Annotated in this window: 22 protein-coding genes; 15 read left to right on the top strand and 7 right to left on the bottom strand. The window is 74.8% G+C overall.

Annotated elements, in window-relative coordinates; all coding sequences use genetic code 11:
* Nucleotides 1-105 precede the first annotated feature (105 nt).
* Nucleotides 106-1,791: an acyl-CoA dehydrogenase family protein gene (locus IEZ31_RS21965; protein WP_190251810.1), complete on the top strand. Its 1,686-nt coding sequence runs from the start codon at nucleotides 106-108 to the stop codon at nucleotides 1,789-1,791.
* On the opposite strand, the gene IEZ31_RS21960 is transcribed toward IEZ31_RS21965, so the two are convergent.
* Together IEZ31_RS21960 and IEZ31_RS21955 are read right to left on the bottom strand one after the other, a co-directional pair.
* On the bottom strand, nucleotides 1,773-2,735 hold the full coding sequence (locus IEZ31_RS21960) for a tyrosine-type recombinase/integrase (protein ID WP_190251809.1): 963 nt from the start codon (nucleotides 2,733-2,735) through the stop codon (nucleotides 1,773-1,775). The genes IEZ31_RS21965 and IEZ31_RS21960 overlap by 19 nt on opposite strands.
* A gap of 11 nt (nucleotides 2,736-2,746) precedes the next feature.
* The gene (locus tag IEZ31_RS21955; RefSeq protein ID WP_190251808.1) at nucleotides 2,747-3,385 is read right to left on the bottom strand and encodes a class I SAM-dependent methyltransferase; all 639 of its coding nucleotides are present in this window, start codon (nucleotides 3,383-3,385) and stop codon (nucleotides 2,747-2,749) included.
* 239 nt (nucleotides 3,386-3,624) lie between these two features.
* Between IEZ31_RS21955 and IEZ31_RS21950 the strand changes: the two genes are divergently transcribed.
* The 9 genes from IEZ31_RS21950 to IEZ31_RS21910 all read left to right on the top strand — a co-directional run bounded on the left by IEZ31_RS21950 (nucleotide 3,625) and on the right by IEZ31_RS21910 (nucleotide 12,258).
* Nucleotides 3,625-3,918, top strand: a complete 294-nt coding sequence (locus tag IEZ31_RS21950; protein ID WP_190251807.1) for a hypothetical protein — start codon at nucleotides 3,625-3,627, stop codon at nucleotides 3,916-3,918.
* Entirely contained in the window at nucleotides 3,912-4,571 is a 660-nt protein-coding gene (locus IEZ31_RS21945) for a hypothetical protein (RefSeq protein WP_190251806.1), read from the top strand. The genes IEZ31_RS21950 and IEZ31_RS21945 overlap by 7 nt, the downstream gene beginning before the upstream one ends.
* 21 nt (nucleotides 4,572-4,592) lie before the next feature.
* Entirely contained in the window at nucleotides 4,593-5,774 is a 1,182-nt protein-coding gene (locus IEZ31_RS21940; RefSeq protein WP_190251805.1) for a winged helix DNA-binding domain-containing protein, read from the top strand.
* Between the two features lie 48 nt (nucleotides 5,775-5,822).
* Complete coding sequence (locus tag IEZ31_RS21935) at nucleotides 5,823-8,069, top strand: sensor histidine kinase (protein ID WP_190251804.1); 2,247 nt, start codon at nucleotides 5,823-5,825, stop codon at nucleotides 8,067-8,069.
* Complete coding sequence (locus tag IEZ31_RS21930; RefSeq protein ID WP_190251803.1) at nucleotides 8,066-8,710, top strand: response regulator; 645 nt, start codon at nucleotides 8,066-8,068, stop codon at nucleotides 8,708-8,710. Before IEZ31_RS21935 ends, IEZ31_RS21930 begins: the two co-directional genes overlap by 4 nt.
* A gap of 97 nt (nucleotides 8,711-8,807) precedes the next feature.
* Nucleotides 8,808-9,278, top strand: coding sequence for a hypothetical protein (locus IEZ31_RS21925; protein ID WP_190251802.1), 471 nt, complete (start codon nucleotides 8,808-8,810; stop codon nucleotides 9,276-9,278).
* A gap of 6 nt (nucleotides 9,279-9,284) precedes the next feature.
* Nucleotides 9,285-10,739, top strand: coding sequence for a multicopper oxidase family protein (locus IEZ31_RS21920; RefSeq protein ID WP_190251801.1), 1,455 nt, complete (start codon nucleotides 9,285-9,287; stop codon nucleotides 10,737-10,739).
* 12 nt (nucleotides 10,740-10,751) lie between these two features.
* Complete coding sequence (locus IEZ31_RS21915; RefSeq protein WP_190251800.1) at nucleotides 10,752-11,390, top strand: hypothetical protein; 639 nt, start codon at nucleotides 10,752-10,754, stop codon at nucleotides 11,388-11,390.
* Nucleotides 11,347-12,258 (top strand): hypothetical protein, encoded by a 912-nt coding sequence (locus IEZ31_RS21910; RefSeq protein ID WP_190251799.1) that lies wholly within the window; start codon nucleotides 11,347-11,349, stop codon nucleotides 12,256-12,258. The genes IEZ31_RS21915 and IEZ31_RS21910 overlap by 44 nt, the downstream gene beginning before the upstream one ends.
* A gap of 88 nt (nucleotides 12,259-12,346) precedes the next feature.
* On the opposite strand, the gene IEZ31_RS21905 is transcribed toward IEZ31_RS21910, so the two are convergent.
* The 4 genes from IEZ31_RS21905 to IEZ31_RS21890 form a co-directional block, all read right to left on the bottom strand.
* Entirely contained in the window at nucleotides 12,347-12,652 is a 306-nt protein-coding gene (locus tag IEZ31_RS21905; protein ID WP_190251798.1) for an ArsR/SmtB family transcription factor, read from the bottom strand.
* A 9-nt stretch (nucleotides 12,653-12,661) separates the two neighbouring features.
* A complete protein-coding gene (locus IEZ31_RS21900) occupies nucleotides 12,662-15,010 on the bottom strand; it encodes a HelD family protein (protein ID WP_190251797.1) in 2,349 nt (782 codons plus the stop codon).
* Nucleotides 15,011-15,095: 85 nt separating this feature from the next.
* Nucleotides 15,096-15,854 carry an ABC transporter permease gene (locus IEZ31_RS21895; RefSeq protein WP_229835723.1) on the bottom strand — a complete coding sequence of 253 codons (759 nt, stop codon included), beginning with the start codon at nucleotides 15,852-15,854 and terminating at the stop codon, nucleotides 15,096-15,098.
* On the bottom strand, nucleotides 15,851-16,765 hold the full coding sequence (locus IEZ31_RS21890; RefSeq protein ID WP_190251796.1) for an ATP-binding cassette domain-containing protein: 915 nt from the start codon (nucleotides 16,763-16,765) through the stop codon (nucleotides 15,851-15,853). The genes IEZ31_RS21895 and IEZ31_RS21890 overlap by 4 nt, the downstream gene beginning before the upstream one ends.
* A gap of 142 nt (nucleotides 16,766-16,907) precedes the next feature.
* Between IEZ31_RS21890 and IEZ31_RS21885 the strand changes: the two genes are divergently transcribed.
* From IEZ31_RS21885 to IEZ31_RS21865, 5 genes are all read left to right on the top strand, one after another.
* Nucleotides 16,908-17,372, top strand: a complete 465-nt coding sequence (locus IEZ31_RS21885) for a MarR family winged helix-turn-helix transcriptional regulator (RefSeq protein WP_190251795.1) — start codon at nucleotides 16,908-16,910, stop codon at nucleotides 17,370-17,372.
* 48 nt (nucleotides 17,373-17,420) lie between these two features.
* Nucleotides 17,421-18,887, top strand: a complete 1,467-nt coding sequence (locus IEZ31_RS21880) for an MFS transporter (RefSeq protein ID WP_190251794.1) — start codon at nucleotides 17,421-17,423, stop codon at nucleotides 18,885-18,887.
* A 266-nt stretch (nucleotides 18,888-19,153) separates the two neighbouring features.
* Entirely contained in the window at nucleotides 19,154-20,284 is a 1,131-nt protein-coding gene (locus tag IEZ31_RS21875) for an NHL repeat-containing protein (protein WP_190251793.1), read from the top strand.
* A gap of 48 nt (nucleotides 20,285-20,332) precedes the next feature.
* Complete coding sequence (locus IEZ31_RS21870; protein WP_190251792.1) at nucleotides 20,333-20,653, top strand: DMT family transporter; 321 nt, start codon at nucleotides 20,333-20,335, stop codon at nucleotides 20,651-20,653.
* A 56-nt stretch (nucleotides 20,654-20,709) separates the two neighbouring features.
* On the top strand, nucleotides 20,710-21,189 hold the full coding sequence (locus IEZ31_RS21865) for a TetR/AcrR family transcriptional regulator (RefSeq protein ID WP_229835722.1): 480 nt from the start codon (nucleotides 20,710-20,712) through the stop codon (nucleotides 21,187-21,189).
* Nucleotides 21,190-21,265: 76 nt separating this feature from the next.
* Here IEZ31_RS21865 and IEZ31_RS21860 read toward each other — a convergent pair whose 3' ends face one another.
* Nucleotides 21,266-22,150 carry an ABC transporter substrate-binding protein gene (locus tag IEZ31_RS21860; RefSeq protein WP_190251791.1) on the bottom strand — a complete coding sequence of 295 codons (885 nt, stop codon included), beginning with the start codon at nucleotides 22,148-22,150 and terminating at the stop codon, nucleotides 21,266-21,268.
* Nucleotides 22,151-22,232 lie beyond the last annotated feature (82 nt).

Here is a 22,232-nt window from a genome sequence, read left to right as displayed (position 1 = left end):
TGCGAGCGTCCCTGCGAGCGTTCGTGCGAGCCCCGTGACAGCCCTGTGCGAGCCCGCACGTGAGGGCTGGTGTGCGCCGGATTACCGGACGGTAACCTCGGGGGTATGACGCGTTTCACGCAGCAGCCGCCGACGCTCCGCGACCCCTACAGCGCCGACCCGCAGCTGCGCGGCTGGCTCGACCGGCTCCTCGGCGACGCCGGGCACGCCGCCGCCAAGGGCCGCCTCGCCGAGCTGTCGGCCGAGGTCCTCGGGCCGCTGCGGGCCGCGCACCACGACGCCGAGACGCACCCGCCCGTGCTGACCCGGTTCGACGCGTGGGGCAACCGGATCGAGCGGGTCGACACCGCCGCCGGGTGGCGGGCCCAGCGCGACGCCGCCGCCCGGCACGGCGTCGTCGCCCTGCCGTACCTCGCGGACAGCCGCGCCACGTGGGGCGCCGGCGCCCGCGTCGTGCAGCACGCCCTGCTGCACCTGTGGGGGCCGGAGTCGGCGACGTTCAGCTGCCCCGTCGCCATGGCGGACGGCGCGGCCGCGCTGCTGTCGCTGCCGGGCGCGGCACACGCGGTACACCGGGACTGGCTGGACAAGCTGACCAGCACGGATCCGGCCGTGGCGGTGACCAGCGGCCAGTGGATGACCGAGTCCCAGGGCGGGTCCGACATCGCCCGGTCCACCACGACCGCCCGCCGGACCCCGCACGGGTGGCGGCTCACCGGCGACAAGTGGTTCTGCTCCGCGATCGACTCGGCGATGGCGATCGCCCTGGCCCGGCCCGAGGGCGCCGGCCCCGGCAGCCGCAACCTGGTGCCGTTCCTCGTGCCGCGCTACGCCGGCGACGGCGTCAGCCCCGCCGCCGGGCTGCAGGTGCTGCGCCTCAAGGACAAGCTCGGCACCCGCGCCGTGCCGACCGGCGAGGTCCGCCTCGACGACGTCGCCGCCCACCCCGTCGGCGACCCCGACCGGCCCGGCCTGCACACGATGATGACGCTCGTCGTGGTGACCCGGCTGCACAACGCCGCCGCGGCCGCCGGCGGGATGCGCCGCGGCCTCGAGTACGCGCGCAGCTACGCCGCCGAGCGCACCGTCGCCGGCGGGCTGCTGGCCGCGAACCCGCTGCACCGCGCCACCCTCGGCGGGCTCGCCGTCGACACCGCCGGCGCGTTCGCGCTCGCCGCGCACGCGTTCGCGCTGCTCGGCCGGGCCGAACACGGCGACGCCGAGGCCGCCGCGGAACTTCGCCTCGTCGCGCCCCTGGCCAAGCTGACCACCGGACGGCTCGCGCCGGCCGCCGCCGGCGAGTACCTGGAGGCGTTCGGCGGCGCCGGATACGTCGAGGACACCGGCATCCCCCGGCTGCTGCGCGACGCGCAGGTCCTGCCGATCTGGGAAGGCACCACCAACGTGCTGTCCGTCGACGTGCTGCGCGCACTCACCTCCGCGGACGGGGCCCGGCCGCTGCTGCGCCGGTTCGAGGCCGCCGCCGACGCCGCCGTGCACGGGCTGCCCGGCGTCGCGGAGGCTGTCGTCGCCGCTGCCCGGCGCCTCGCCGCCGACGTGGAGACCGCCGCCGCCGACCCGCGCGACCCGCGGGTCCTCGCCGGGGCGCGGGAACTGTCGCTGCGGCTCGGGCACGCGCTCACCGCCGCGCTGCTGCTCGAACACGCCGCCTGGGCCCTCGACCGCGGCGACGAACGGCCCGCGCTGCTCGCGTCGCTGTGGACGCTGCGGCAGCTCGGCCGCGCCGACGTGTCGGCCGAGCTGCACGAGCACTACGACGAACTGGTGTGACCGCGCCGGGCCCGGGCCGCGGCCAGCGCATACGCGGGGTCGCGGTCCAGGTTGTGGCGGTCCCGGTCGTAGCGGCGGGTCGTGCGCGGGTCGGCGTGTCCCATGGCGTCCTGGACGTCCTCCAGGGGCACGCCCTCGTCGCGGGCCGCGGTCGCGAACGCGTGCCGCAGCGAGTGCGGCGACAGCCGTTCCCACGCCGGCACCCCCGCGTCCCGGGCCAGCCGCCGCACCAGCCGGAACACGGCGTGCCGGTCGACCCGCCCGCCCGTCGCCGTGGTGAACAGCGGCCCCGGCTCGTCGCCGCGGCGGGCCAGGAACGTGTCGATCGCGTGCGCCGCGGCCGGGGTCAGCGCCCGCCGCCGCGGCAGGCCGCCCTTGCCGGTGAACCGGACCGTGCGGTGCCCCCGCTCCACGCCGACGTCGCCCAGGTCGAGGGCGACCACCTCACCGACCCGCAGCCCCAGGTCGGCCAGCAGGGCCAGGACGGCCCGGTCCCGGTCGGCGGTCGGGCCGGACAGCCGGGCCGCGGCGGCGAGCATCGCGTCGACCTCGCCCGCCGACAGCCCCACCGTCGACGACACGTCCCGCGCCACGCGGGGCCGGTCGACACCGCCGACCGGGTTGTTCGACACGACCTCCAGCCGCACCAGGAACTGGTACCAGCTCGACAGCGCCGACAGCTTCCGGGCCACGCTCGCCGGGGCGAGGGGCCGGCCGGTCCGTCCGTCCACCGTGGACTCCAGGTCCCGGCCGTAGGCGTTGACGTGCAGGAACGAGGCGGCGACCGGGTCGACGCCGCGCTCGGCGCACCAGGCGAGGAACTGGTGCACGTCGCGGCGGTACGCGGCGCGGGTGTGTGCGGACAGCCGCCGGTTGGCGAGCCAGCCCTCGGTGAAATCGGCCAGCCCACCGGAGGGCGGCGGCAACGGCGAGAGGGTGGACATCGCCGCAGAGTCTAAGGATTCACACGCCAGACGGTGGTTCGCTTGACCGGCGTGTCTTCCAGCGTCTGCGGCACCGGCACGTCGTAGGCGGCCACCAGCGTCAGGTGCTCCCGCGGCAGGTAGGCCCGGCCGGGGTCGCCGGCCAGCACCGTCGCGCCGGTCGCCGCGGCCGGGCGCAGGAAGCCCAGCATGCGGGCCGTCATCTCCCGGCTGTAGAAGACGTCGCCGGCCAGGACCACGTCCGCGTCGACCCGCTGGTCGAGCACGTCGGCGAGCAGCGGCGTCACGGCGACGGCGTTGGCGGCCGCGTTGACCTCGATCGCGGCCACCGCCAGGGGGTCGATCTCCACCGCGGTCACCTCGGCCGCGCCGGCCAGCATCGCCGCGATCGCCACCAGCCCGGAGCCGGCGGCCAGGTCGAGCACCCGCCGCCCCGCGACCAGGGCCGGTTCGTCGAGCACGTGCCGGGCCAGGGCCTGCCCGCCCGCCCACGCGAACGCCCAGAACGGCGGCGGCAGCTGCGCCCCGCCCCGGTCGGACTCGGTGCGCTGCCACAGCTCGATCGCCTCGTCGGCCTGGTGCAGCAGCACCTCCGGGACGAGGGGGACCTTGGCGAGGCGGGTGTTCGCGCGGACGAAATCTGTGGTCATCGCCGCCGACGCTACCAAGTCACTCGTGCGTGCGACGCCGCGCATCGGGACTCCTCGGTACCGTCGATGCATGGGGGGCAATGCCGTATTCGTCTGGATCATCCTCGGCCTCGCGGTGGCCGTGCTGATCCTGATCGCCCTGTACGTGGACTCCTGGCGGCGCAAGGACGACGCCTAGTTATCCACAGGCGGCGATCCGGTCTTCCGGGCGTTCGGGCGGGCCGCCGAGGATGGTGGGCATGCCACCACCGACGCCGGAGACCATCACCGCCGCGGTCGCGGCGCTGCGCGACGACGCCGCCGCGTGGCTGGCCGCTGCCGCCGACCTGTCCGGTTGCCGGCTGCCGTCGCTGACGCCGGCCGAGCTGTCGGGCGCCGCGGGGCACTTCGCCGCGTGCATGAACGGGACCACCGAACTGCTCGCGTCGGGCGCGTCAGCCTGCGCGGCGACGGCGATCGCCCTGCAGACCGCGGCCGCCGCGTATGAACGGGACGAGGCGGCAGCCGTGCACCGCCTGCGCCAGACATGGTGACGCCGGTCGCGGTCGACGACGTGCTGCGCCTGGCGCGGCGGCTCGCCGACCTCAGCGACGACGCCGACCTCGACGGGCTCGTCCGCGACGTGCGGGAGCGGCTCGCGGCGCTGCTGCGCGACCCCGGCGACCCGGCCGCGTTGTGGCGGGCCGCGCAGCGCTGGTCCGCCGCCGCGGCGCTGGTGACCCGGCGGGGCGAGCGCCTCGGCGCCGACACGCTGCGGGCCGACGACCGGTGGACCGGGCCGGCCGCCGACGCCTACCTGCAGGGGCTGCGCACCCAGCGGGCCGCGTTCGCCGAGGCGGCCGGGGCGGCGACGGCGGTCGCGTCGGCGCTGCGGGAGCTCGCCGTCGCGCTGAGCGTGTTCTGGGCCGCCCTCGGGGTGGCGGTGTCCGCGCTCGCGGTGCGGCTGGCCGCGGCGATCTCGGCCTGTGCCGTGCCGCTGGCGATTCCGGCCGCGAGCGCCGCCGGGGTGGGCGCGCTCGCCGAGTTCCTCGCCGAGGCGGGGCTGCTGCTCGGCCGGCTGCACGACACGGCCGGGCGGCTGCTGCGACACCCGCCCGCCGCGCGGTGGCCGGCGCTCGCCGATCCCGCCCTCGCCGACGGCAGCATGACCGACGGCGACGGCAGCGGGTGGCGGCTGCGGCACTGACAGTGCGGTACAAATAGGGCCGTGAAACCGCACATCGACACCGCGCAGCGACGGGCGAGGCTCGCCTGGCGGCACGGCCTGGCCGGGCCCGTCACCGCCGGCCACGGCCCGGCCGACGTCGCCACCGGCCTGGTCGCCCTGCACGCCACCGACGCGGCCACCGTCCACCTGTCCATCGCCGCGCGCCTGCACACCCCGCTCGTCGAGGGCGTCGAGCACGCGTTGTACCAAGATCGGACGCTGCTGCGGATGCTCGGCATGCGACGCACGATGTTCGTCGTGCCGGTCGGGTTCGCGCCGGTCGTGCAGGCCGCCGCGACCCGCGCGATCGCCGCCGCCCAGCGGCAGCTGCTGGTCAAGCAGCTGCGGGAGTGCGGGGTCGGCGACGCGGACTGGCTCGCCGAGGTGGAGGCCTCGACGTATGCGGCGCTCGTGGCCCGGGGCAGCGCGACCGCCGCCCAGCTGGCCGCCGACGAGCCGCGGCTGCGGACCGAGCTGGCGTTCCCGCAGGGCAGCCAGTATGCGACGAGCCGGGTGCTGTTCCTGCTCTCGGCCGACGGCCGCATCGTCCGCGGCCGGCCGGTCGGGTCGTGGCTGAGCAGCCAGTACGTGTGGTCGCCGGCCGCCGCGTGGCTCGGCGCCGACCTGCCGGAGCCGGACCCGGCCGCGGCGCGGGCCGAGCTGGTCCGGGCCTGGCTGGCCCGGTACGGTCCGGGCACCCTCGCCGACCTCAAGTGGTGGACCGGCTGGACGGTGACCCACACCCGCGCCGCGCTGCGGGCGGTCGAGGCGGTCGAGGTCACGCTCGACGGCGGCGACAGCGGCTGGGTGCTGCCGGACGACGTCGACCCGGTCGAGGCCCCGCCGCCGTGGGTGGCGCTGCTGCCCGGCCTCGACCCGACGATGATGGGCTGGGTCTCGCGGGAGTGGTACCTCGGCGAGCACGCCCCCGAGCTGTTCGACCGCACCGGCAACGCCGGCCCGACGGTGTGGTCCGACGGGCGCGTGATCGGCGGATGGGGCTGCCCACCGGCGGGGGGCGCCGCCGTGGAGCTGCTGGAGGACGTGCCCGCGCCGGTCCGGGCGGCGGTGGCGGCGGCCGCCGGGGAGCTGTCGGGCTGGCTGGACGGCGTGCGGGTGACGCCCCGGTTCCGCACGCCCCTGGAGAAGCGCCTCGCGGGTGCGCCCTCCGCTGCGTTCTGACCGACCGTCCGGCAGACTCCGCGGCGCCTCATCGGCGATGATGACGACGTGTCCGCTCCCGTGCGGCGGTCGCGCCGCAGCCCGGCGGTGGTGGCGATCGTCATCGCCGTGCTGGGCGTCGTCGGCGTCGCCGTCCGGCTGGACGCCACCGGCGACGGGACGATCCTGCCGCTGGGCTGGTCGGCGCTGCGCCCCGAGGCCGTCGTCGTCGTGGTCCCCGACCCCGGCGGGACCCCCCTGCGCACCGGCGACCTGGTCACCTCGATCGGCGGGCACCGCCTCGCCGACGGCCTCGGCACCCTGCAGCGGCCCGAGCCCGGCGCCGCGATCCCCTACGACGTCGCCCGGGACGGCTCGGCGCAGGCGCCGGTCGTCCGGGTCGAACGGCCGGCGATCCGGGCGCTGGCCGGCCAGGCGTGGGGCAACCTCGTCTTCGTTCTCGCCCTGGCCGTGCTCGCCGCCGCGTGCTACGTCCGCCGCCCCGAGGAACCGTCGACCGGACCGCTGCTGGTGCTCGGGGCCGGCCTGCTCGGCAGCACCGCCGTCGTGGTCGCCGGGCTCCCCGCGCTCGCCCTGGCCACCGGCGGCCCGGTGTTCTGGCTGTTCCAGCTCAACGCCGTCGGCGTCTACTCCGTCGCCTGGGGCGGCCTGCTCGCCTTCTCGCTGACGGTCGTCGGCGGGCACCCCTGGGGCGGGCGCCGGGCCGTCCGGATCGCGTACGCCGGGCCGCTCGCCGTCATGCTGGCCTGGACCGCGATCGCCGGCCTCCTCGCGCCGAACCAGCTGCGCTGGCTGGCCCTGGTGCACAGCGGGCAGACGGCGGTCGCCGCCGTGGCGCTGCTGGTCAGCACGGTGTCCGGCGTGGTCGCCTACCGGGCGGTGCCGGATCCGCTGATGCGCAGCCGGTTGCGCTGGCTCGGCGGCGGCGGCGCTGCCGCGGCCCTGCTCAGCATCCTCGGCTGGCACCTGCCGCAGCTGGTGACCGGCGACCAGCTGCTGCCGTGGGGCGACCTGGGCCTGGCCGGGTTGCCGTTCGTCGCCGCGATCGGGGTGGCGCTGCGCCGCCAGTACCTGTTCGACATCGAGCGGCTGGCGAACCGGTCCCTGGTGTACGCCGCGACCGTCGCCGTCCTGGTGGCCGGGTACGCGATCGTGGTGGCGCTGCTGGTCAGCGGCCTGCACCTGTCGGACACGGTCGCGGCCGCCCTGGCCGCGGCCGCGGCGGCGGTCGCGCTGGCTCCCCTGCGCACGGCCGCGCAGCGGGCCGTCGACCGGCTGATGTACGGCGACCGCCACGACCCGGCCGGAGCGCTGGACCGGCTGGGGGCGCGTCTCGGCTCGGCGATGCTGCCGGCCGACGTGCTGCCGGCGGTGGTGCAGACCGTGGCCCGCTCGCTGCGCGTGCCGTACGCGGCGATCGACCTCGCGGACGGCGCGGGCGGTTTCCAGCCCGCCGCCGAGTACGGCGTGCCGACCGAGCCGGTGCACGTGGAGCCGCTGCACTATCAGCGGCGGTCGGTCGGCCGGCTGCGGGTGTCGGCGCGCGGGCGCGACGACCCGCTCGACGCGGCGGACGTGGCGCTGCTCGGCTCGCTCGCGCGGCAGGCCGGCGTGGCGGTGCAGGCCGTGCGGCTGCACGACGACCTGGTGCGGTCCCGGGCCGACGTGGTCGCCTCGCGGGAGGACGAGCGGCGGCGGCTGCGCCGGGACCTGCACGACGGGCTCGGCCCGACGCTGGCCGCGATCGGGCTGAAGGCCGAGCTGGCCGCCCGTGACGTGCCCGCCGGCTCGGCGGCGCACGCGCTGCTCGCCGAGATCTCGGCCGAGGCGACCGCCTCGGTGACCGACGTGCGGCGCCTGGTGGAGGCGCTGCGGCCGCCCGCCCTCGACGAGCTCGGCCTGGTCGGGGCGGTGCGGTCCCGGGCGGACGCGCTCGGCGGCGCGGTCGCCATCGAGGTCCGCGGCGAGGAGGACGGCGCCGCGGCGGCGCCGCTGCCGGCCGCGGTGGAGACGGCGGCGTACCGCATCGCTGTGGAGGCGATGACCAACGTGGCGCGGCACAGCGGCGCCACCTCGTGCACGGTGCTCATCGCCCGGCGTCCGGACTCGGTCGAGGTGACGGTGGCCGACGACGGCCGGGGGCTGGACCCGGCGCGGCCGGACGGGGTCGGCCTGCGTTCGATGCGTGAGCGCGCCGCCGAGGTCGGCGGCGAATGGTCGATAGGCTCCACGGCCGGGGGCGGCACCCTCGTGCACGCACACCTGCCGCTGCCCCCGGGCGGGAGGACGAGATGATCCGGCTGCTGGTCGCCGACGACCACCCGATGTTCGTGTCGGGGCTGACGGCGCTGCTCGACGCCGAGGAGGACATGAGCGTCGTCGCGGTCGCGGCGACCGGTGCGGATGCGCTGCGCGCCGCCACCGAGCACGCGCCGGACGTCGCGGTGCTGGACGTGAACATGCCCGGCGGCGACGGGCTGACGGTCGCGGCCGGGCTGCGGACGGCCGGGCTGCCCACCCGGGCGCTGATCCTCACGATGTTCGACGACGACGAGAACGTGCTCGCCGCGCTGCGCGCGGGCGCCTACGGGTACGCGCTCAAGGGCTCCGGCCCGCAGGAGATCGTGGCGGCGGTGCGGGCGGTGGCCCGCGGCGAGGCCGTCTTCGGTGCCGGGGTCGCCGCGAAGCTGCTCGGCCACTTCGCCCGGGCGGCGGTGGCGTCGCCGTTTCCCCAGCTGACCGAGCGCGAGCACGAGGTCCTCGGGCTGCTGGCTCGCGGCATGGACAACACGGCCATCGCCCGGCGGCTCGGCATCAGCGGCAAGACGGTGCGCAACCACGTCTCGAACGTGATCATGAAGCTGCACGTGGCCGACCGGTCCGGCGCCATCCTGCGCGCCCGCGAGGCCGGGCTGGGCGGGTCTGAGCCGCGCTGAACCTCCCGACCGGGACGGGACATCGTCCCGTGACACCGGGACACCCCTCCCCGGACGCTGACGGCACCACACAGCCGAGGCGAGGGGAAGCACGGTCATGCGAACGGTCTACAAGGTCCTGGCGTACGCCATAGCGGCCGAGGTCGTCGTCCAGGCGATGATGATCGCGTGGGCGGTGGCCGGCCTGGACGCCTGGGTCGACGGCGGCGGCGTCTTCGACAAGTCGGTGATGGAGAGCGAGCAGGTGCCGTTCACCGAGGTCGCCGGGATCATCGTGCACGGGATCAACGGCAGTCTGCTGGTCCCGGTCCTCGCCCTGCTCCTGCTCATCTCGTCGTTCTTCGCGAAGGTGCCGGGCGGGGTCAAGTTCGCCGCGCTCGTCCTGGTGCTGGTGGCCGTCCAGGTGACGCTCGGCTACGCCGGCCACGGCCTGCCGATCGCGGGCCTGCTGCACGGCGGCAACGCGCTGCTGTTGTTCGCCGCCGCCCTCCACACCGCGCGCCGGGCCGGCCGGGCCGCCGTGACGCCGGCCGGGCGGCCCGCCGACCAGGTCGCGAGCGGGGTCTGACCGGCGATGCCGCGTGCCCGCCGGATCCGCCTGGCCGTCGCCGTCGCCGCGACGCTGCTCATCGTCGGCCCGCTCGCCTGGCTGTGGCAGGACAGCCGGCTACCGCGGCAGTACTCGATCATGTCGATGGGGTACGCGGACCACGGCGGCGGCGCGGAGAGCCACCACGGCGGCCACGGCGGACGGGACGTGACCACGCTCGTCGCGGACCGCGGCCGGCCCGCGGACGTCACGGTGACGCTGACCGCGCGGCAGGAGCGGTTCCGGCTCGCGTCGGGCCGCACGGTGGACGGCTACACGCTCAACGGCGCCTCGCCCGGCCCGACGATCACCGCCCGGGCCGGGCAGCTGGTGCAGGTACGGCTGGTCAACGACAACGTCCGCGCCGGCATCACGCTGCACTGGCACGGCGTCGACGTGCCCAACGCCGAGGACGGCGTGGCCGGGGTGACCCAGGACGCCGTGCGCCCCGGGGCCGAGCACGTCTACCGGTTCGTCGCGCCGGCGCCGGGCACCTTCTGGTACCACTCCCACCAGGTCTCGCACGAGCAGGTGGCCCGCGGTCTGTTCGGGGCCCTGGTGGTGCTCCCGCCGGACCCGCCCGCGGTCGACGTCGTCGCGCTCACCCACCTCTACGACGGGGTGCGCACGATCAACGGCGACAGCCGCGACCTGCGCGTGGCCGCCGAGCCGGGGACGGTCGCCAGGGTGCGCCTGATCAACAGCGACAACGGCCCGGTCTCGGCCTGGGTGGCGGGCACCCCGTTCCGGGTGGTCGCCGTCGACGGTACCGAGGTGCACGGGCCCACGCCCGTCTCCGACACGTCGCTGCTCGTCACGGCGGGCGGCCGGATCGACCTGGAGTTCGTCGTGCCGGACAGCGGGTCGCCGGTGCGCGTCCAGGTCGGCGGCGCGCTGTCGGTGATCCTGGGCGCCGGCGAACCGCCCCGCGTCGCGCAGCCGGCCAGGGCGCTGGACCTGCTCGGCTACGGCGCCCCGGCCGCGCTGGGGTTCGACCCGGGCGCGGCCGACCGCACCTTCCGGTACGAGATCGGCCGTCGGCCGGGCTTCGTCGCCGGCCGCCCTGGAATGTTCTGGACGATCAACGGCCACCTGTACCCGGACGTTCCGATGTACACGGTCGCCGAGGGCGACGTGGTGCGGATGACGATCGTCAACGCCAGCGGCGAGGTGCACCCGATGCACCTGCACGGCCACCACGCCGTGGTGCTCAGCCGCGGCGGTGTGCGCGCGACCGGCAGCCCGTGGTGGTTCGACTCGCTCAACGTCGGTGACGGGGAAACCTACGAGATCGCGTTCGTGGCGGACAACCCGGGGATCTGGGCGGATCACTGCCACAACCTGAAGCACGCGGCCGACGGGCTGGTCGCGCACCTGATGTACGCGGGATACGCGACGCCGTTCGTCCTCGGTGCGGCGACCGGCAACAGCCCGGAGTGAGAGGTGAGCCCAATGCGATGGTGGGCCCTCGCCAGCGGTGTGGTCGGCCTGGTCGCCGATCTGCTCCTGGTGGCGTTCTACGCGGTGGCGCAGCCCTGGACGGACACGCCGCACGAGACGTGGCTCGGCACCGCCAACGACTACCTGGTGATCTTCCAGTTCGCCGCGCTGCTGCCGGTCGCCGTCGGCCTGGGCCGGCTGCTGCCGCCGGCCCGCCGGGTCCGGGTGTGGACCGCGATCGGGACGCTCGCCTGCGTGGCCGTGGTGGTGCTCCAGGTGCTGCTGGTCACCGGCGTACTCCCGTTCGACGTGCAGGTCGGCCTGGTCGCGGCCGGGAGCGTCGCGTCGATGTTGTGGGCCGGGGCGATCAGCGACAGTCCGGCGAACCCTCCGCCGGTGCGGCGCCTCGGCCGGATTCTGCTGGCCGGCGTACCGGTGGCGATGCTGGCGTTCCTCGCCGGCGCGATCGTCACGGCAGCGGCGGGCGTCGACTGGGCCTGGGTGGCGGGCGGGGCCGTGGGCACGGTCCTGTGGTTCCTCTTCCCGCTCTGGGCTGTGCTGATCGGCCTCACGCAACCGGTCGTGCAACAGGCCGTAAGGTCGATGCATGGTCCGGATCGAGCGGGGGGTGCCGGCCGAGCTGTCCGGTGAGGGGCGGCGGTGGCTGGACGGGCAGGCCAGGCGGCTGGCCGCGTTCCGGGCCGCCCTGCCGGCCGGGCTCGGCCTCGACCTCACGCCGGCGTCGCTCGTGCTCCTCGAGCCGCTCGTCGTGCGGCGGCTCGGCGGCGGTCGTGAGCGGGAGTTCCGCGAGGGCGTGATCGGGTACGCCGGGGAGGTGCTGCTGCGCGTCGGGGGCGGGCGGTGGGGGTACGACATGCGGCCCGTCGTCGAGTTCGACCCGGCGCTGCGGCTCGAACCCGTCGCGCCCGGGGACCTGGTCGAGCTGGCCGTGCGGCGGCAGGACGGGGCCGTCTTCGAGGAGACCCTCGGGGAGATCGCCGGCGTGGTCGAGCGGCTCCGGGCCTTCAACCGGGGGTGGGAGCCGACCCGCCTGGCCACCCCGGCCGACGACAGTGGCGCGGACGACGCGCCGCAGAACGCCGACGACGACCTCGTGTGGTGGCTGCGGCGGCAGGAGGTGGCGTTCCAGGAGTGGGTGGCCGGGCTGGGCGGCGGGGCCCGGACCTGGGACTGCTCGCCGCGGTCCGTCGAGACCCTGGAGCGGGTCCTGCTCGGGCTGCTGCCCGTCGGCAGCGTGCGGACGGCCGACGACGGCAACCCGGTGGTGCAGGCCGCCGCGTGGTACCTCGGGGAGGCGATGATCCGCGGCGCCGGCGGGCGGTGGGCGTTCACGCCCGGGGTGCCGCGGGACGACGACCTGCTCACCGGGCGGCCGTACATCGCGCCGGCGGCGGCGGGCCGGCGCGCCGCGGTGCCGGGGATCATCGTGGCCAACCTGGTCATGCGGCAGGAGGCCGGTTATCTGGTCGCGCGATTCCGGCAGTACCTGGAGCAGTGACCCCGCGGCAAGGTCGCCGGGTGGGGTGTTGCTAGGCTCACGTCGGTTCGGTGAGCGTGCTGGAGTCCGACCCATCACGCTCCCACCATCAACTCCCCATGTCGTCGAGGGTCGCCTCGAGCCGGTCCAGGTGGCGGTGCCACAGCCGGCGGTAGGGGGCGAGCCACGCGTCGATCTCCGCGAGCGGCTCCGGGCGCAGTTCGTAGTAGCGGCGCTGCGCGTCCTGCCGCACGGCGACCAGCCCGGCCTCCCGCAGCACCCGCAGGTGCTTCGAGGTGCCGGGCTGGGTCAGGCCGAGCCGCTCGGTGAGCGCGCCGACGGGCTGCGGCCCGTCCAGCAGCGCGTCGAGGATGCGGCGGCGGGTGGGCTCGGCGAGCACGTCGAACGGAGGCACACCTCCAAGCTATATGCCCACCACGGCATACAGCGAGTCGGGCAGCGTGCCCGGGTGCAGGATGCCGAGCCGCTGGGTGGCCCGGGTGAGCGCGACGTAGAGGTCGTTGGCGCCGCGTGGCGACTCGTCGACGAGCCGCTGCGGGTCCACGACGATCACCCCGTCGAACTCGAGGCCCTTGGCCTGCTTGACGGTGAGCACCACGACCCGCGACGACAGCTCGGGCTCGTCGCCGACGGCGGCGTCGGGCGCCGCCTTGAGCACCGCCGGCGCCAGCTCGGAGAACAGCCCGGTCGGCAGGATCACGCCCAGCCGGCCGTCACCGGCCGCCTCGGCCTCGACCTCGACGGCCTCGGCGAGCGCCTCGGCCAGCCGGGCCGGTGGCACGCCCCGCACCCACGGGTCGATGCCGGACTGGCGCACCGACCGGGGTGGCTCCAGCGCCGGGTCGATGCCGGCGAGCACGCCCGCGGCGACCGCCATGATCTCGGTCGGGGTGCGGTAGTTGACGGTGAGCTCGCGCAGCCGCCAGCGGTCGCCGACGTAGGGCTTCAACGCGTCGTCCCACGCCGCGGCCCCGCCGAGGTCACCCGTCTGGGCAACGTCACCGACGACGGTCATCGACCGGCTCGGGCAGCGGCGCATGAGCAGCCGCCAGGCCATCGCCGACAGCTCCTGCGCCTCGTCGACGATGACGTGCCCGAACGCCCACTTCCGGTCGGCGGCGGCCCGCTCGGCCGGGGTGAGCTTCTCCTCCTCGTCGTGCCGCTCGGCGAGCCGGTCGGCCTCCAGCAGGTCGGTGACGGACAGCAGCTCCGGGTCGTCCTCGTCCTCGACGTCGATGGACCGGGACCCGAACGCGATCTCCAGAGCCCCCTCGGCGTAGGCGATCTGCTGCTTGCGACGCCGCTCGGCGAGGATCTCCCGGACCGTCTCGTCCTCGCCGAGCAGCTCGGCGGCCTCGTCGAGCAGCGGCACGTCGGCCGGCGTCCAGCCGTCCTTCGTTTCCTTGGCGCTGCGCTTGAGCAGCGGCGACGCGCCCGCCGCGGCGAGGCGCTGGTCGGAGGCGAACAGGCCGGCGACGAGCTGCTGCGGGGTGAGGATCGGCCACAGCCAGTCGAGCGCGCCGAGAACCTCGGCCTCCCCGCGCAGCTCGCGGCGGATCTCGGCCAGGTCGGCCTCGTCGAGCAGCTGCGGGTCGCCGGGCGCGTCGTCGCCGCCGAGCGGGTCGTCGGCATACGGGTCGATGCCGATGGTGTCGGCGACGACCAGCGACAACGCGTGGATGATCTCGGTGTCGAAGGTCGGGCGGGCCAGGTTGTGCAGCTTGCCGGAGCGGCGGGCCCGCTCCTGGGCGTCCTCGATCACCGCCGGCTCGAGCAGGACGGCGGCGCCGTCGAGCATGTCCAGGTGCAGGGTGAGCGGCTCGTCGGGCACCCGCTGCCGGTCGCGGACGGCGGCGGCGAGCACGTCGACCATGTCGGCCCGGCCCTTGAGCGCGGCGATCTCGGCCGGCTCCTCGCGATGGGCGACGACGCCGGGGAACAGGTCGCCCATCGTGCCCAGCAGCACGCCGGTCTCGGCGAGCGAGGGCAGGACCTGCGAGATGTACTTCAGGAACGTCGTGTTCGGCCCGACGATGAGCACGACCCGGGACGAGAGCATCTGGCGGTGGGTGTACAGCAGGTACGCCGCCCGGTGCAGCGCGACCGCGGTCTTGCCGGTGCCGGGGCCGCCCTGCACGACGAGCACCCCGCCGAGGTCGGCCCGGATGACGTGGTCCTGCTCGGCCTGGATGGTCTCGACGATGTCCTTCATCCGGCCGGTGCGGGTGGCGTTGAGCGCCGACAGCAGCGCCGCCTCGCCGGTGACGCCGTCATGCGCGCCGCGGCCGGTGCCGTGCGCCTCGGTGAGGTCGAGGACCTCGTCGTCGAGGCCGGTGACGGCGCGGCCCTCGGTGCGGATGTGGCGGCGCCGCCGCACCCCGTCGGGTGCGGCGGCGGTCGCGAGGTAGAAGGGCCGGCTGGCGGGCGCCCGCCAGTCGATCAGCAGCGGCTCGTAGTCGTTCTCCTCGTCGAAGATGCCGATGCGGCCGACGTAGCGCCGCTCGCCGTCGGTGAAGTCGAGCCGGCCGAAGCACAGCCCGTTCTCCACCGCGCCGTACTGGGCGATGCGGTCGCTGTACAGGGCGGTCGCTGAGTCGCGGTGGGACCGGTCGGCTGGGGTGCCACCCGTCTGCAGCAGCGCCTTCTGCAGCTGCCCGGAGGCCTCCTCCCGGAGCGCGTCGAGGTGCGTGTAGAGCGTCGTGAGATGCCCCTGCTCCTCGACGATGTCGGCTGTGTCGGATGAGTTTGACAATCCGTCTCCAGTCGGCTAACGTCATCGACATTCAGGCGCCCATTGACGGCGCCTTTTTCGTTTTCTCAGAACGCTCTACGCTACCTCATCGTGACAGCCTCCGGTACTGCCGGATCGACAGCGGGAAGAAGACCGCCACGAGCGCGAGCGGCCACGCCACAGCCTTCCAGACCTGCCCCTCCCCCGGGTTGCCGAACAGTGCGCGGGTGGCGTCGGCCGTCGCCGACAGCGGGTTCCAGGCGCTGAGCGCCCCCAGCCACGACGGCATGTCGGCGGGTGAGGCGAGCGCGCTGGAGAGGAACGCGACCGGCCACACCAGGATCTGCACCGCCATGAGCAGGTTGGGGTTGCGGCTGAGCAGGCCGAGGTACACGCCGACCCACAGCACCGCGAAGCGCAGCAGGAGCAGCAGGCCGACCGCGGCCAGGGCGCCGGCCGCGCCGTTGTGCCAGCGCCAGCCGACCGCGAGCCCGCAGCCGACCATCACCAGCAGGCCGAGCGCGGAGGTGATGAGGTCGGCGAGGTTGCGGCCGAGGACCTGCCCGGCCGGGGACATCGGCAGCGACCGGAACCGGTCGGTCACGCCGCGGTTGAGGTCGGTCGCGATGGCCTGGAACGTCGACTCGACGCCAAACATCATGGTCATGGCGAACATGCCGGGCAGCAGGTACTCCCGGTAGTCGCCGCCGCCGTCCACGGTCATGCCGCCGCCGAGCACGAACGCGAACATCACCACGAGCAGGACCGGGAACAGCAGGGTGATGATCAGCTGGGCGGGCTGCCGGGCCAGGTGGGCCAGCTCCCGGTGCGTCATGATCCAGCCGTCGTGCAGCGCCCACTTCACGCTGTGGCTCCTTCGGTTGCTTCGGTTGCTTCGGTCAGGTTCAGGAACACCTCGTCGAGGGTCGGGCGGCGCAGGGTGACGTCCTCGACCTCGTGGCGCATTGCCGCGTTGAGCGCGGCCATGCGGTCGCGGACACTCACGGTGACCTTGCGTTCGTCGCGGTCGACGGTCACCGGCCCGAACGCGGCCATGGCCGCGGCGAGCGCGTCGGGGTCGCCGCGGAGTTCGAGGCGGTCGTCGCCGAGGCGGGCCTTGAGCTCGTCGGGCGTGCCGTCGGCGACCACCCGGCCGTGGTTGACGACGCTGACGCGGTCGGCGAGCTGGTCGGCTTCGTCGAGGTACTGCGTGGTCATCAGCACCGTCGTCCCCTGCCGCGCCAGGTCGCGCACGGCGGCCCACACCTCGGCCCGGCCGCGCGGGTCGAGGCCGGTCGTGGGCTCGTCGAGGAACAGCACCCGCGGCGCGAGGATCATCCCGGCGGCGAGGTCGAGCCGCCGGCGCATGCCGCCCGAGAAGTGCTGCACGGCCTTGTTCCCGGTGTCCGCGAGGCCGAACTGGTCGAGCAGCTCGCCGGCGCGCGCTCGCGCGTGCGCGGTGGGCAGGTGGCAGAGGCGGCCGAACATCACGAGGTTCTGGGTGGCGCTGAGCACCTCGTCGACGGCGGCGTGCTGGCCGACGAGGCCGATGGCTTGTTTCACCTTGTCGGGCCGGCGGGCGACGTCGAACCCGGCGACGGTCGCCGTCCCGCCGTCGGCCTTGGCGAGGGTCGTGAGGATGCGCACGAGGGTGGTCTTGCCGGCGCCGTTGGGCCCGAGCAGCCCGTGGACGCTGCCGGCGGCCACGCTGAGGTCAAGCCCGTCTAGCGCGGCGTTGCTGCCGTACCGCTTCCGGAGGTCGTTGGCTTCGATCACACTTTACAGTGTACGGAGTTTTGGTCCGTTCGGCGAACGCGGAGGTCAGAGAGCTGTTTCAGCGGGCGGCGATGCGGGGCGTGCGCCAACCCCGCGCGAGTTACCGCAGACGGTCTGCCAGCAGATTATCTATGCTGGGACGATGGCCGCCACGCTCACGCCGGACCTCTCCTACCTCCTCGACCACACCGGTCACGTGCTGCGCACGCGGATGGCCGCCGCGCTCGCCGAGATCGGCCTGACCGCGCGCATGCACTGCGTGCTCGTCCACGCGCTCGGCGAGGAGCGTACCCAGATCCAGCTGGCCGAGATCGGCGGCATGGACAAGACCACGATGGTGGTCACCGTCGACGCCCTCGAGAAGGCCGGGCTGGCCGAGCGCCGCCCGTCGAGCACCGACCGGCGGGCCCGGATCATCGCCGTCACCCCGGCCGGGGCCGAGATGGCCGCCCGCAGCCAGGAGATCGCCGACTCGGTGCACGCCGCCGTCCTCGACGCGTTGCCCGAGGAGGAGCGGTCGGTGCTGGTCGGCGCGCTGACCCGGCTCGCGCAGGGGCTCCTGGCCACCCCGGTCGAGGCGCAGGGCGTGCGGAGGGCCCGCCAGTAATCCCCAACAAGATTGTTCCGTAGCAGACGATCTGCTACGGTCGGACCCATGCGGAAGAACAAGTGGCTCGCGCTCGCCGTGATCGCCGCCGGGACGCTGATGGTGGTCCTCGACGGCAGCATCGTCACGGTCGCGATGCCCGTCATGCAGGGCGATCTCGGCTTCACGCCGGAGGGCCTGACCTGGATCGTCAACGCCTACCTCATCGCGTTCGGCAGCCTGCTGCTGCTCGCCGGCCGCCTCGGCGACCTGCTCGGCCGCAAGCGGGTCCTCGCCGCCGGCACGCTCGTCTTCGTCGGCGCGTCGGTGCTGGCCGGGCTGTCGGTCAACGCCGGGATGCTGGTCGCCGCACGGTTCCTGCAGGGCGTCGGCGGCGCGATGTTCAGCGCGGTCAGCCTCGGCATCCTCGTCACGCTGTTCCCCGCGCCGCGGGAGCGGGCGACCGCCATCGGCGTCTTCTCGTTCACCGGCGCGGCCGGCGCGTCGATCGGCCAGGTCCTCGGCGGCGTGCTCACCGACCTGCTGAGCTGGCACTGGATCTTCCTCATCAACGTGCCGATCGGGCTGGCGACGCTCGCGCTCGCGGTGCCGTACCTGCCGTCCGACCGCGGCCTGGGCCTGCGCGCCGGCGCCGACGTGCTCGGCGGGCTGCTCGTCACCGCCGGGCTGATGGCCGCGATCTACGCCGTCGTCCAGCCGCGCAGCCTGCTCGCCATCGGTGCTGCCGCGGTGCTGCTGGCCGGGTTCGTGGCGCGGCAGGCGACCGCCCGCACGCCGCTCATCCCGCTGCGGATCTTCCGGTCGCGGCAGGTGTCCGCCGCCAACGTGCTGCAGATCCTGTTCATCGGCGCGATGTTCTCGTTCCAGATTCTCATCGCGTTGTACATGCAGCGCGTGCTCGCCTACACCGCGCTCCAGACGGGCCTGGCGATGCTGCCGGCGGCGCTGGCGATCGCGGCCGTGTCGCTCGGGGCGTCGGCCCGGCTCATCGCCCGCCTCGGCGAGAAGGTCGTGCTCATCGCCGGGCTCGCGCTGCTGGCCGCGGCGCTGGGCTGGCTGACCCGGCTGCCCGCCGACGCGCGGTACGCGAGCGACCTCCTGCCGGTCATGGTGCTCGTCGCCGGCGGCGGCCTGGTCCTGCCGGCGATCACCGGCCTGGGCATGTCCGGCGCGCGCGGGGACGACGCCGGGCTCGCGTCCGGGCTGTTCAACACGACGCAGCAGCTGGGCATGGCGGTCGGGGTCGCGGCCCTGTCGACGCTCGCCGCGCACCGCACGGGCACGCTGCTCGCGGCCGGCGCCGGCGAACCGGACGCGCTGACCGCCGGCTACCGCCTGGCGTTCACGATCAGCGCCGGCCTGCTGGTGCTGTCGATGGCCGGCGCGGCGCTGCTGCTGCGCTCACCGCGACGCGCGGGCGGCGCTGATGACGGCGATGCCCAGCAGCACCACGGAGACGCCCCCGACGGTCTCGCCGACGGCGTCGACGATCGGCTTGCCCAGCACACGCCATGAGACCGTGAACCAGCCGCCGGTAAGCGCGGCGATCCCCACCAACCCGAGCCGATCCCGCATGACGCCTCCCCCCAGGTCGCTGTCCCGAATGTAACGCCAGGAGTGGAAGGGGCGCATCAGGGCATTCGCCGGATGATGTCCTCCCCGAGCTGCTCGGGGAGGCTGTGGCCCACGCCGGGGGGTCACGGCGGCCAGGTCCCGCCCGCCGCTGACGCATCCGCACCCGTGATCGGTGACCATGGGATGCGTCTGCCAGACTGTCGCGCATGTTGCAGCGGATCGGGGGCGGCCTCGCGGTCGTGGCGGTGGTGGTTGGTGTGGCGGCGGGGCCCGCGGCGGGCTACGCACCGTCCGAAGGGCCCTCGGCGGCCGCGTCGACGGGGCCCTCGGTCGCCGGGACCCCGGTGTGCACCATCAGCGACCCGCAGGTGACCGAGGTGTCCGGCCTGGCCGCGACGGCCGACGGGTATGTCGTGATCAACGACAGCAACATCGACCGGACCAGGACCAGGATCATGTTCCTGGACGCGAGCTGCAAGCTCGTCCGGTCGGTGGCCTACCCGACCAGCGCGTTCGACCCCGAGGACCTCGCGGTGGCCAAGGACGGGACGGTGTGGGTCGCCGACGTGGGCGACAACACCACCGCGACCGGCGGGTCCGGCAACCGCCGCTCGACGATCGCACTGTGGAGCCTCGCGCCGCAGGCGAGCGCGCCCGTCATCCACCGGCTCGTGTACCCCGACGGCAAGCCCCGCGACGCCGAGGCCCTGCTGATCTCCGGCGACGGCACGCCCGTCATCGTCACCAAGGACCCGGCCGGCGAGGTGTACGTGCCGGACGGGCCGCTGCCGTCCAACAACGCGGCCGGGTTCAAGCTCAAGCAGGTCGGCAAGTTCGTCACGCAGGCGACGGGGACGGCCAACCCGCTGGGCATCCTCGGCCAGGGCGTGGTGACCGGCGCGGCGGTGAGCCCCGACGGCAAGCGGGCCGTGGTGCGCACCATGTCCGACGCCTACGAGTTCGACGTCACCGACGGCGACGTGACCGCGGCCATCACGACCGGCACGCCGCGGATCACCCCGCTGCCCAACGAGCCGCAGGGCGAGGCGATCGCCTACACGCTCGACGGCCGCAACTTCCTGACCGCGTCGGACCAGCCGAAGCCCGTCGCCATCCTGAAGTACACCCCGTTCGTGCCGCCGAAGCCGACCCCGTCCGCCGCCCCCGCGGCCGCACCGGCGCCGGCGAAGGACCAGTCGTTCCTGGACAGCCTCTCGCTGCGGGACGTCACCTGGATCGTGACCGGATTCCTGGTGCTCGGCGTGCTGCTGATCGCCGTCGGCGTGTTCGGCGTGCGCCGCTCCCGGGCCGCGCGGCGGGCACAACTCACCCCGTAGGGGTTCCTGTACGATCGTACTAGTACGGTTGTACAAGGAGTGGAGAACATGGCCTACGTCTTCCTGGCGTTCGCGATCGGCGTCGAGGTGGTCGCGACCAGCATGATCAAGTCGACCGAGGGCTTCACCAGGCTGTGGCCGACGGTCGGCACCCTGGTCGGCTATGCCCTGTCGTTCGTCTTCCTCGCCCAGGCGGTGAAGGCGGTCCCCGTCGGGGTCGCCTATGCGGTGTGGTCGGGCCTCGGCACCGCGGCGATCGTCGCCATCGGCGCCGTCTTCCTCGGTGAGCCGCTGAGCCTCACCAAGGTCGTCGGCGTGGCCCTGGTCATCGGTGGCGTGGTGATCCTGAACCTGGGCGGTGCGCACTGACCGCCCGGCGTGACCCCGAAGGCCGCCGCCGCGCCCTGGCCGAGGCGGTCGTCGAGGTGGTGGCCGAGGTCGGCGTCGGCCGCACCACCCACCGGGCGGTCGCGGCCCGGGCCGGGGTGCCGCTCGGCGCCACGACGTACTACTACCCGACCCTGAGCGACCTGATCGCCGCCGGTCTGGAGCTGGCCGCCCAGCAGGTCGACGCCGAGGTGGCTGCCCTGGCCTCGCAGGTGCGCACGGCCGATGACGTGCCCGGCGCGCTCAGCCGGATGGCCGCCGAGTCCGTGACGGACCGGCCGCGGGCGCTGCTGGAGTACGAGCTGTACCTCGCCGCCGCCCGCACCCCGTCCCTGCGGCCGCTGGCCCGGCAGTGGATCGACGGCCTGCACGCGGTCGTCGCCCCGCACACCGGGCCGGCCGCGGCGACCGCGATCATCGCCCTGGTCGACGGCGCAGTGCTCCAGTCGGTAGTGACGGGCGACGAGGTTGCCGTGGAGCCCCTGGCGTCGGCGATCTCCACCCTCATGCCCTCCTGACGCGCGTTGATCTTGCAGTTGTGGTGCCACGACACTCCCACGATGTCCGGGTTTGTCAGGCACCACAACTGCAAGATCAACACAGCAGGGCGGTGGCGGACGGCGAGTACGGCGGCACGGCGTCCGGGTGCAGGATCGCGGCGATCGTCTCGACGCCGTCGACGAGCCGCGGGCCGGGCCGCACCACGATCCCGTCCGCGTCGATCGCCCACACCTGCGCCGACGGGAACCGTTCCTTGACGGTGAGCGCCTGCCGAGCGGCGCCGCCGAGGTGGAAGCCGCACGGCGCGACCAGCACGACGTCGGGCGCGGCGGCCGCGAACTCCGCCCACGTCGTCTGCACCGAGCGGGCGCCCGGCCGGGCCGCGACCGGCTCACCGCCGGCCGCCGTGACCAGGTCGGGCACCCAGTGGCCGGCGGTGAACGGCGGCTCGACCCACTCGACGACCGCGACCCGCGGGCGGGGCCGCCCGGCGACGGCCGCCGCGACCGCGTCGAGCCGGGCCCGGAGCGCGGCGACGAGCGCGGCCGACCGCTCGGGGACGCCGGCCGCGGCGCCGACCTGCTCGATCGTGCCGAGGACCTCGTCGAGGGTGTACGGGTCGAGGGAGAGGACGTCGGCGCGGCAGCCGAGGTACCCGAGGGCGTCCTCGACCTGCCCGGACGGCAGCGCGCAGACCCGGCACAGGTCCTGGGTGAGGATCAGGTCGGGGGCGAGGCCGGCGAGGGCGTCGGCGTGCAGCGTGTACAGGTCGCCGCCCGCGGCGAGTTCCGCCTTGACGTAGTCGTCGATCTCGCCGGGAGTCATCCCGCGGGTGTCCCGCCCGCCGACGACGACGGTCTTGTCGCGGCGGGCGGCCGGCGGCTCGTCACACTCGAACGTGACGCCCACGAGCTCGTCACCGAGCCCGAGGGCGTACACGATCTCCGTCGCGGACGGCAGGAGCGAGACGAGACGCATGCCTCAGCGGAACTGTTCGCCGCGGGTGGCTTTGTCCAGCAGGAGCTGTGGCGGTTCGAAGCGGGAGCCGTAGCGGGCGGCG

Origin of the sequence: Dactylosporangium sucinum, assembly GCF_014647515.1 — a bacterium.
In the GTDB taxonomy this organism is placed as follows: domain Bacteria; phylum Actinomycetota; class Actinomycetes; order Mycobacteriales; family Micromonosporaceae; genus Dactylosporangium; species Dactylosporangium sucinum.
Note: the sequence above shows the minus strand (reverse complement) of the source record. Positions and strands in the feature narration are given on the sequence as shown.

Bases quoted from the DNA above. Each gene is read 5' to 3' on its own strand.
- IEZ31_RS21880 (WP_190251794.1), top strand. From the start codon at position 17,421: ATGCGGAAGAACAAGTGGCTCGCGCTCGCCGTGATCGCCGCCGGGACG.
- IEZ31_RS21885 (WP_190251795.1), top strand. From the start codon at position 16,908: ATGGCCGCCACGCTCACGCCGGACCTCTCCTACCTCCTCGACCACACC.
- IEZ31_RS21870 (WP_190251792.1), top strand. From the start codon at position 20,333: ATGGCCTACGTCTTCCTGGCGTTCGCGATCGGCGTCGAGGTGGTCGCG.
- IEZ31_RS21860 (WP_190251791.1), bottom strand. From the start codon at position 22,150: ATGCGTCTCGTCTCGCTCCTGCCGTCCGCGACGGAGATCGTGTACGCC.
- IEZ31_RS21920 (WP_190251801.1), top strand. From the start codon at position 9,285: ATGCCGCGTGCCCGCCGGATCCGCCTGGCCGTCGCCGTCGCCGCGACG.
- IEZ31_RS21915 (WP_190251800.1), top strand. From the start codon at position 10,752: ATGCGATGGTGGGCCCTCGCCAGCGGTGTGGTCGGCCTGGTCGCCGAT.
- IEZ31_RS21930 (WP_190251803.1), top strand. From the start codon at position 8,066: ATGATCCGGCTGCTGGTCGCCGACGACCACCCGATGTTCGTGTCGGGG.
- IEZ31_RS21950 (WP_190251807.1), top strand. From the start codon at position 3,625: ATGCCACCACCGACGCCGGAGACCATCACCGCCGCGGTCGCGGCGCTG.
- IEZ31_RS21960 (WP_190251809.1), bottom strand. From the start codon at position 2,735: ATGTCCACCCTCTCGCCGTTGCCGCCGCCCTCCGGTGGGCTGGCCGAT.
- IEZ31_RS21910 (WP_190251799.1), top strand. From the start codon at position 11,347: ATGGTCCGGATCGAGCGGGGGGTGCCGGCCGAGCTGTCCGGTGAGGGG.
- IEZ31_RS21875 (WP_190251793.1), top strand. From the start codon at position 19,154: ATGTTGCAGCGGATCGGGGGCGGCCTCGCGGTCGTGGCGGTGGTGGTT.
- IEZ31_RS21925 (WP_190251802.1), top strand. From the start codon at position 8,808: ATGCGAACGGTCTACAAGGTCCTGGCGTACGCCATAGCGGCCGAGGTC.
- IEZ31_RS21965 (WP_190251810.1), top strand. From the start codon at position 106: ATGACGCGTTTCACGCAGCAGCCGCCGACGCTCCGCGACCCCTACAGC.
- IEZ31_RS21945 (WP_190251806.1), top strand. From the start codon at position 3,912: ATGGTGACGCCGGTCGCGGTCGACGACGTGCTGCGCCTGGCGCGGCGG.
- IEZ31_RS21955 (WP_190251808.1), bottom strand. From the start codon at position 3,385: ATGACCACAGATTTCGTCCGCGCGAACACCCGCCTCGCCAAGGTCCCC.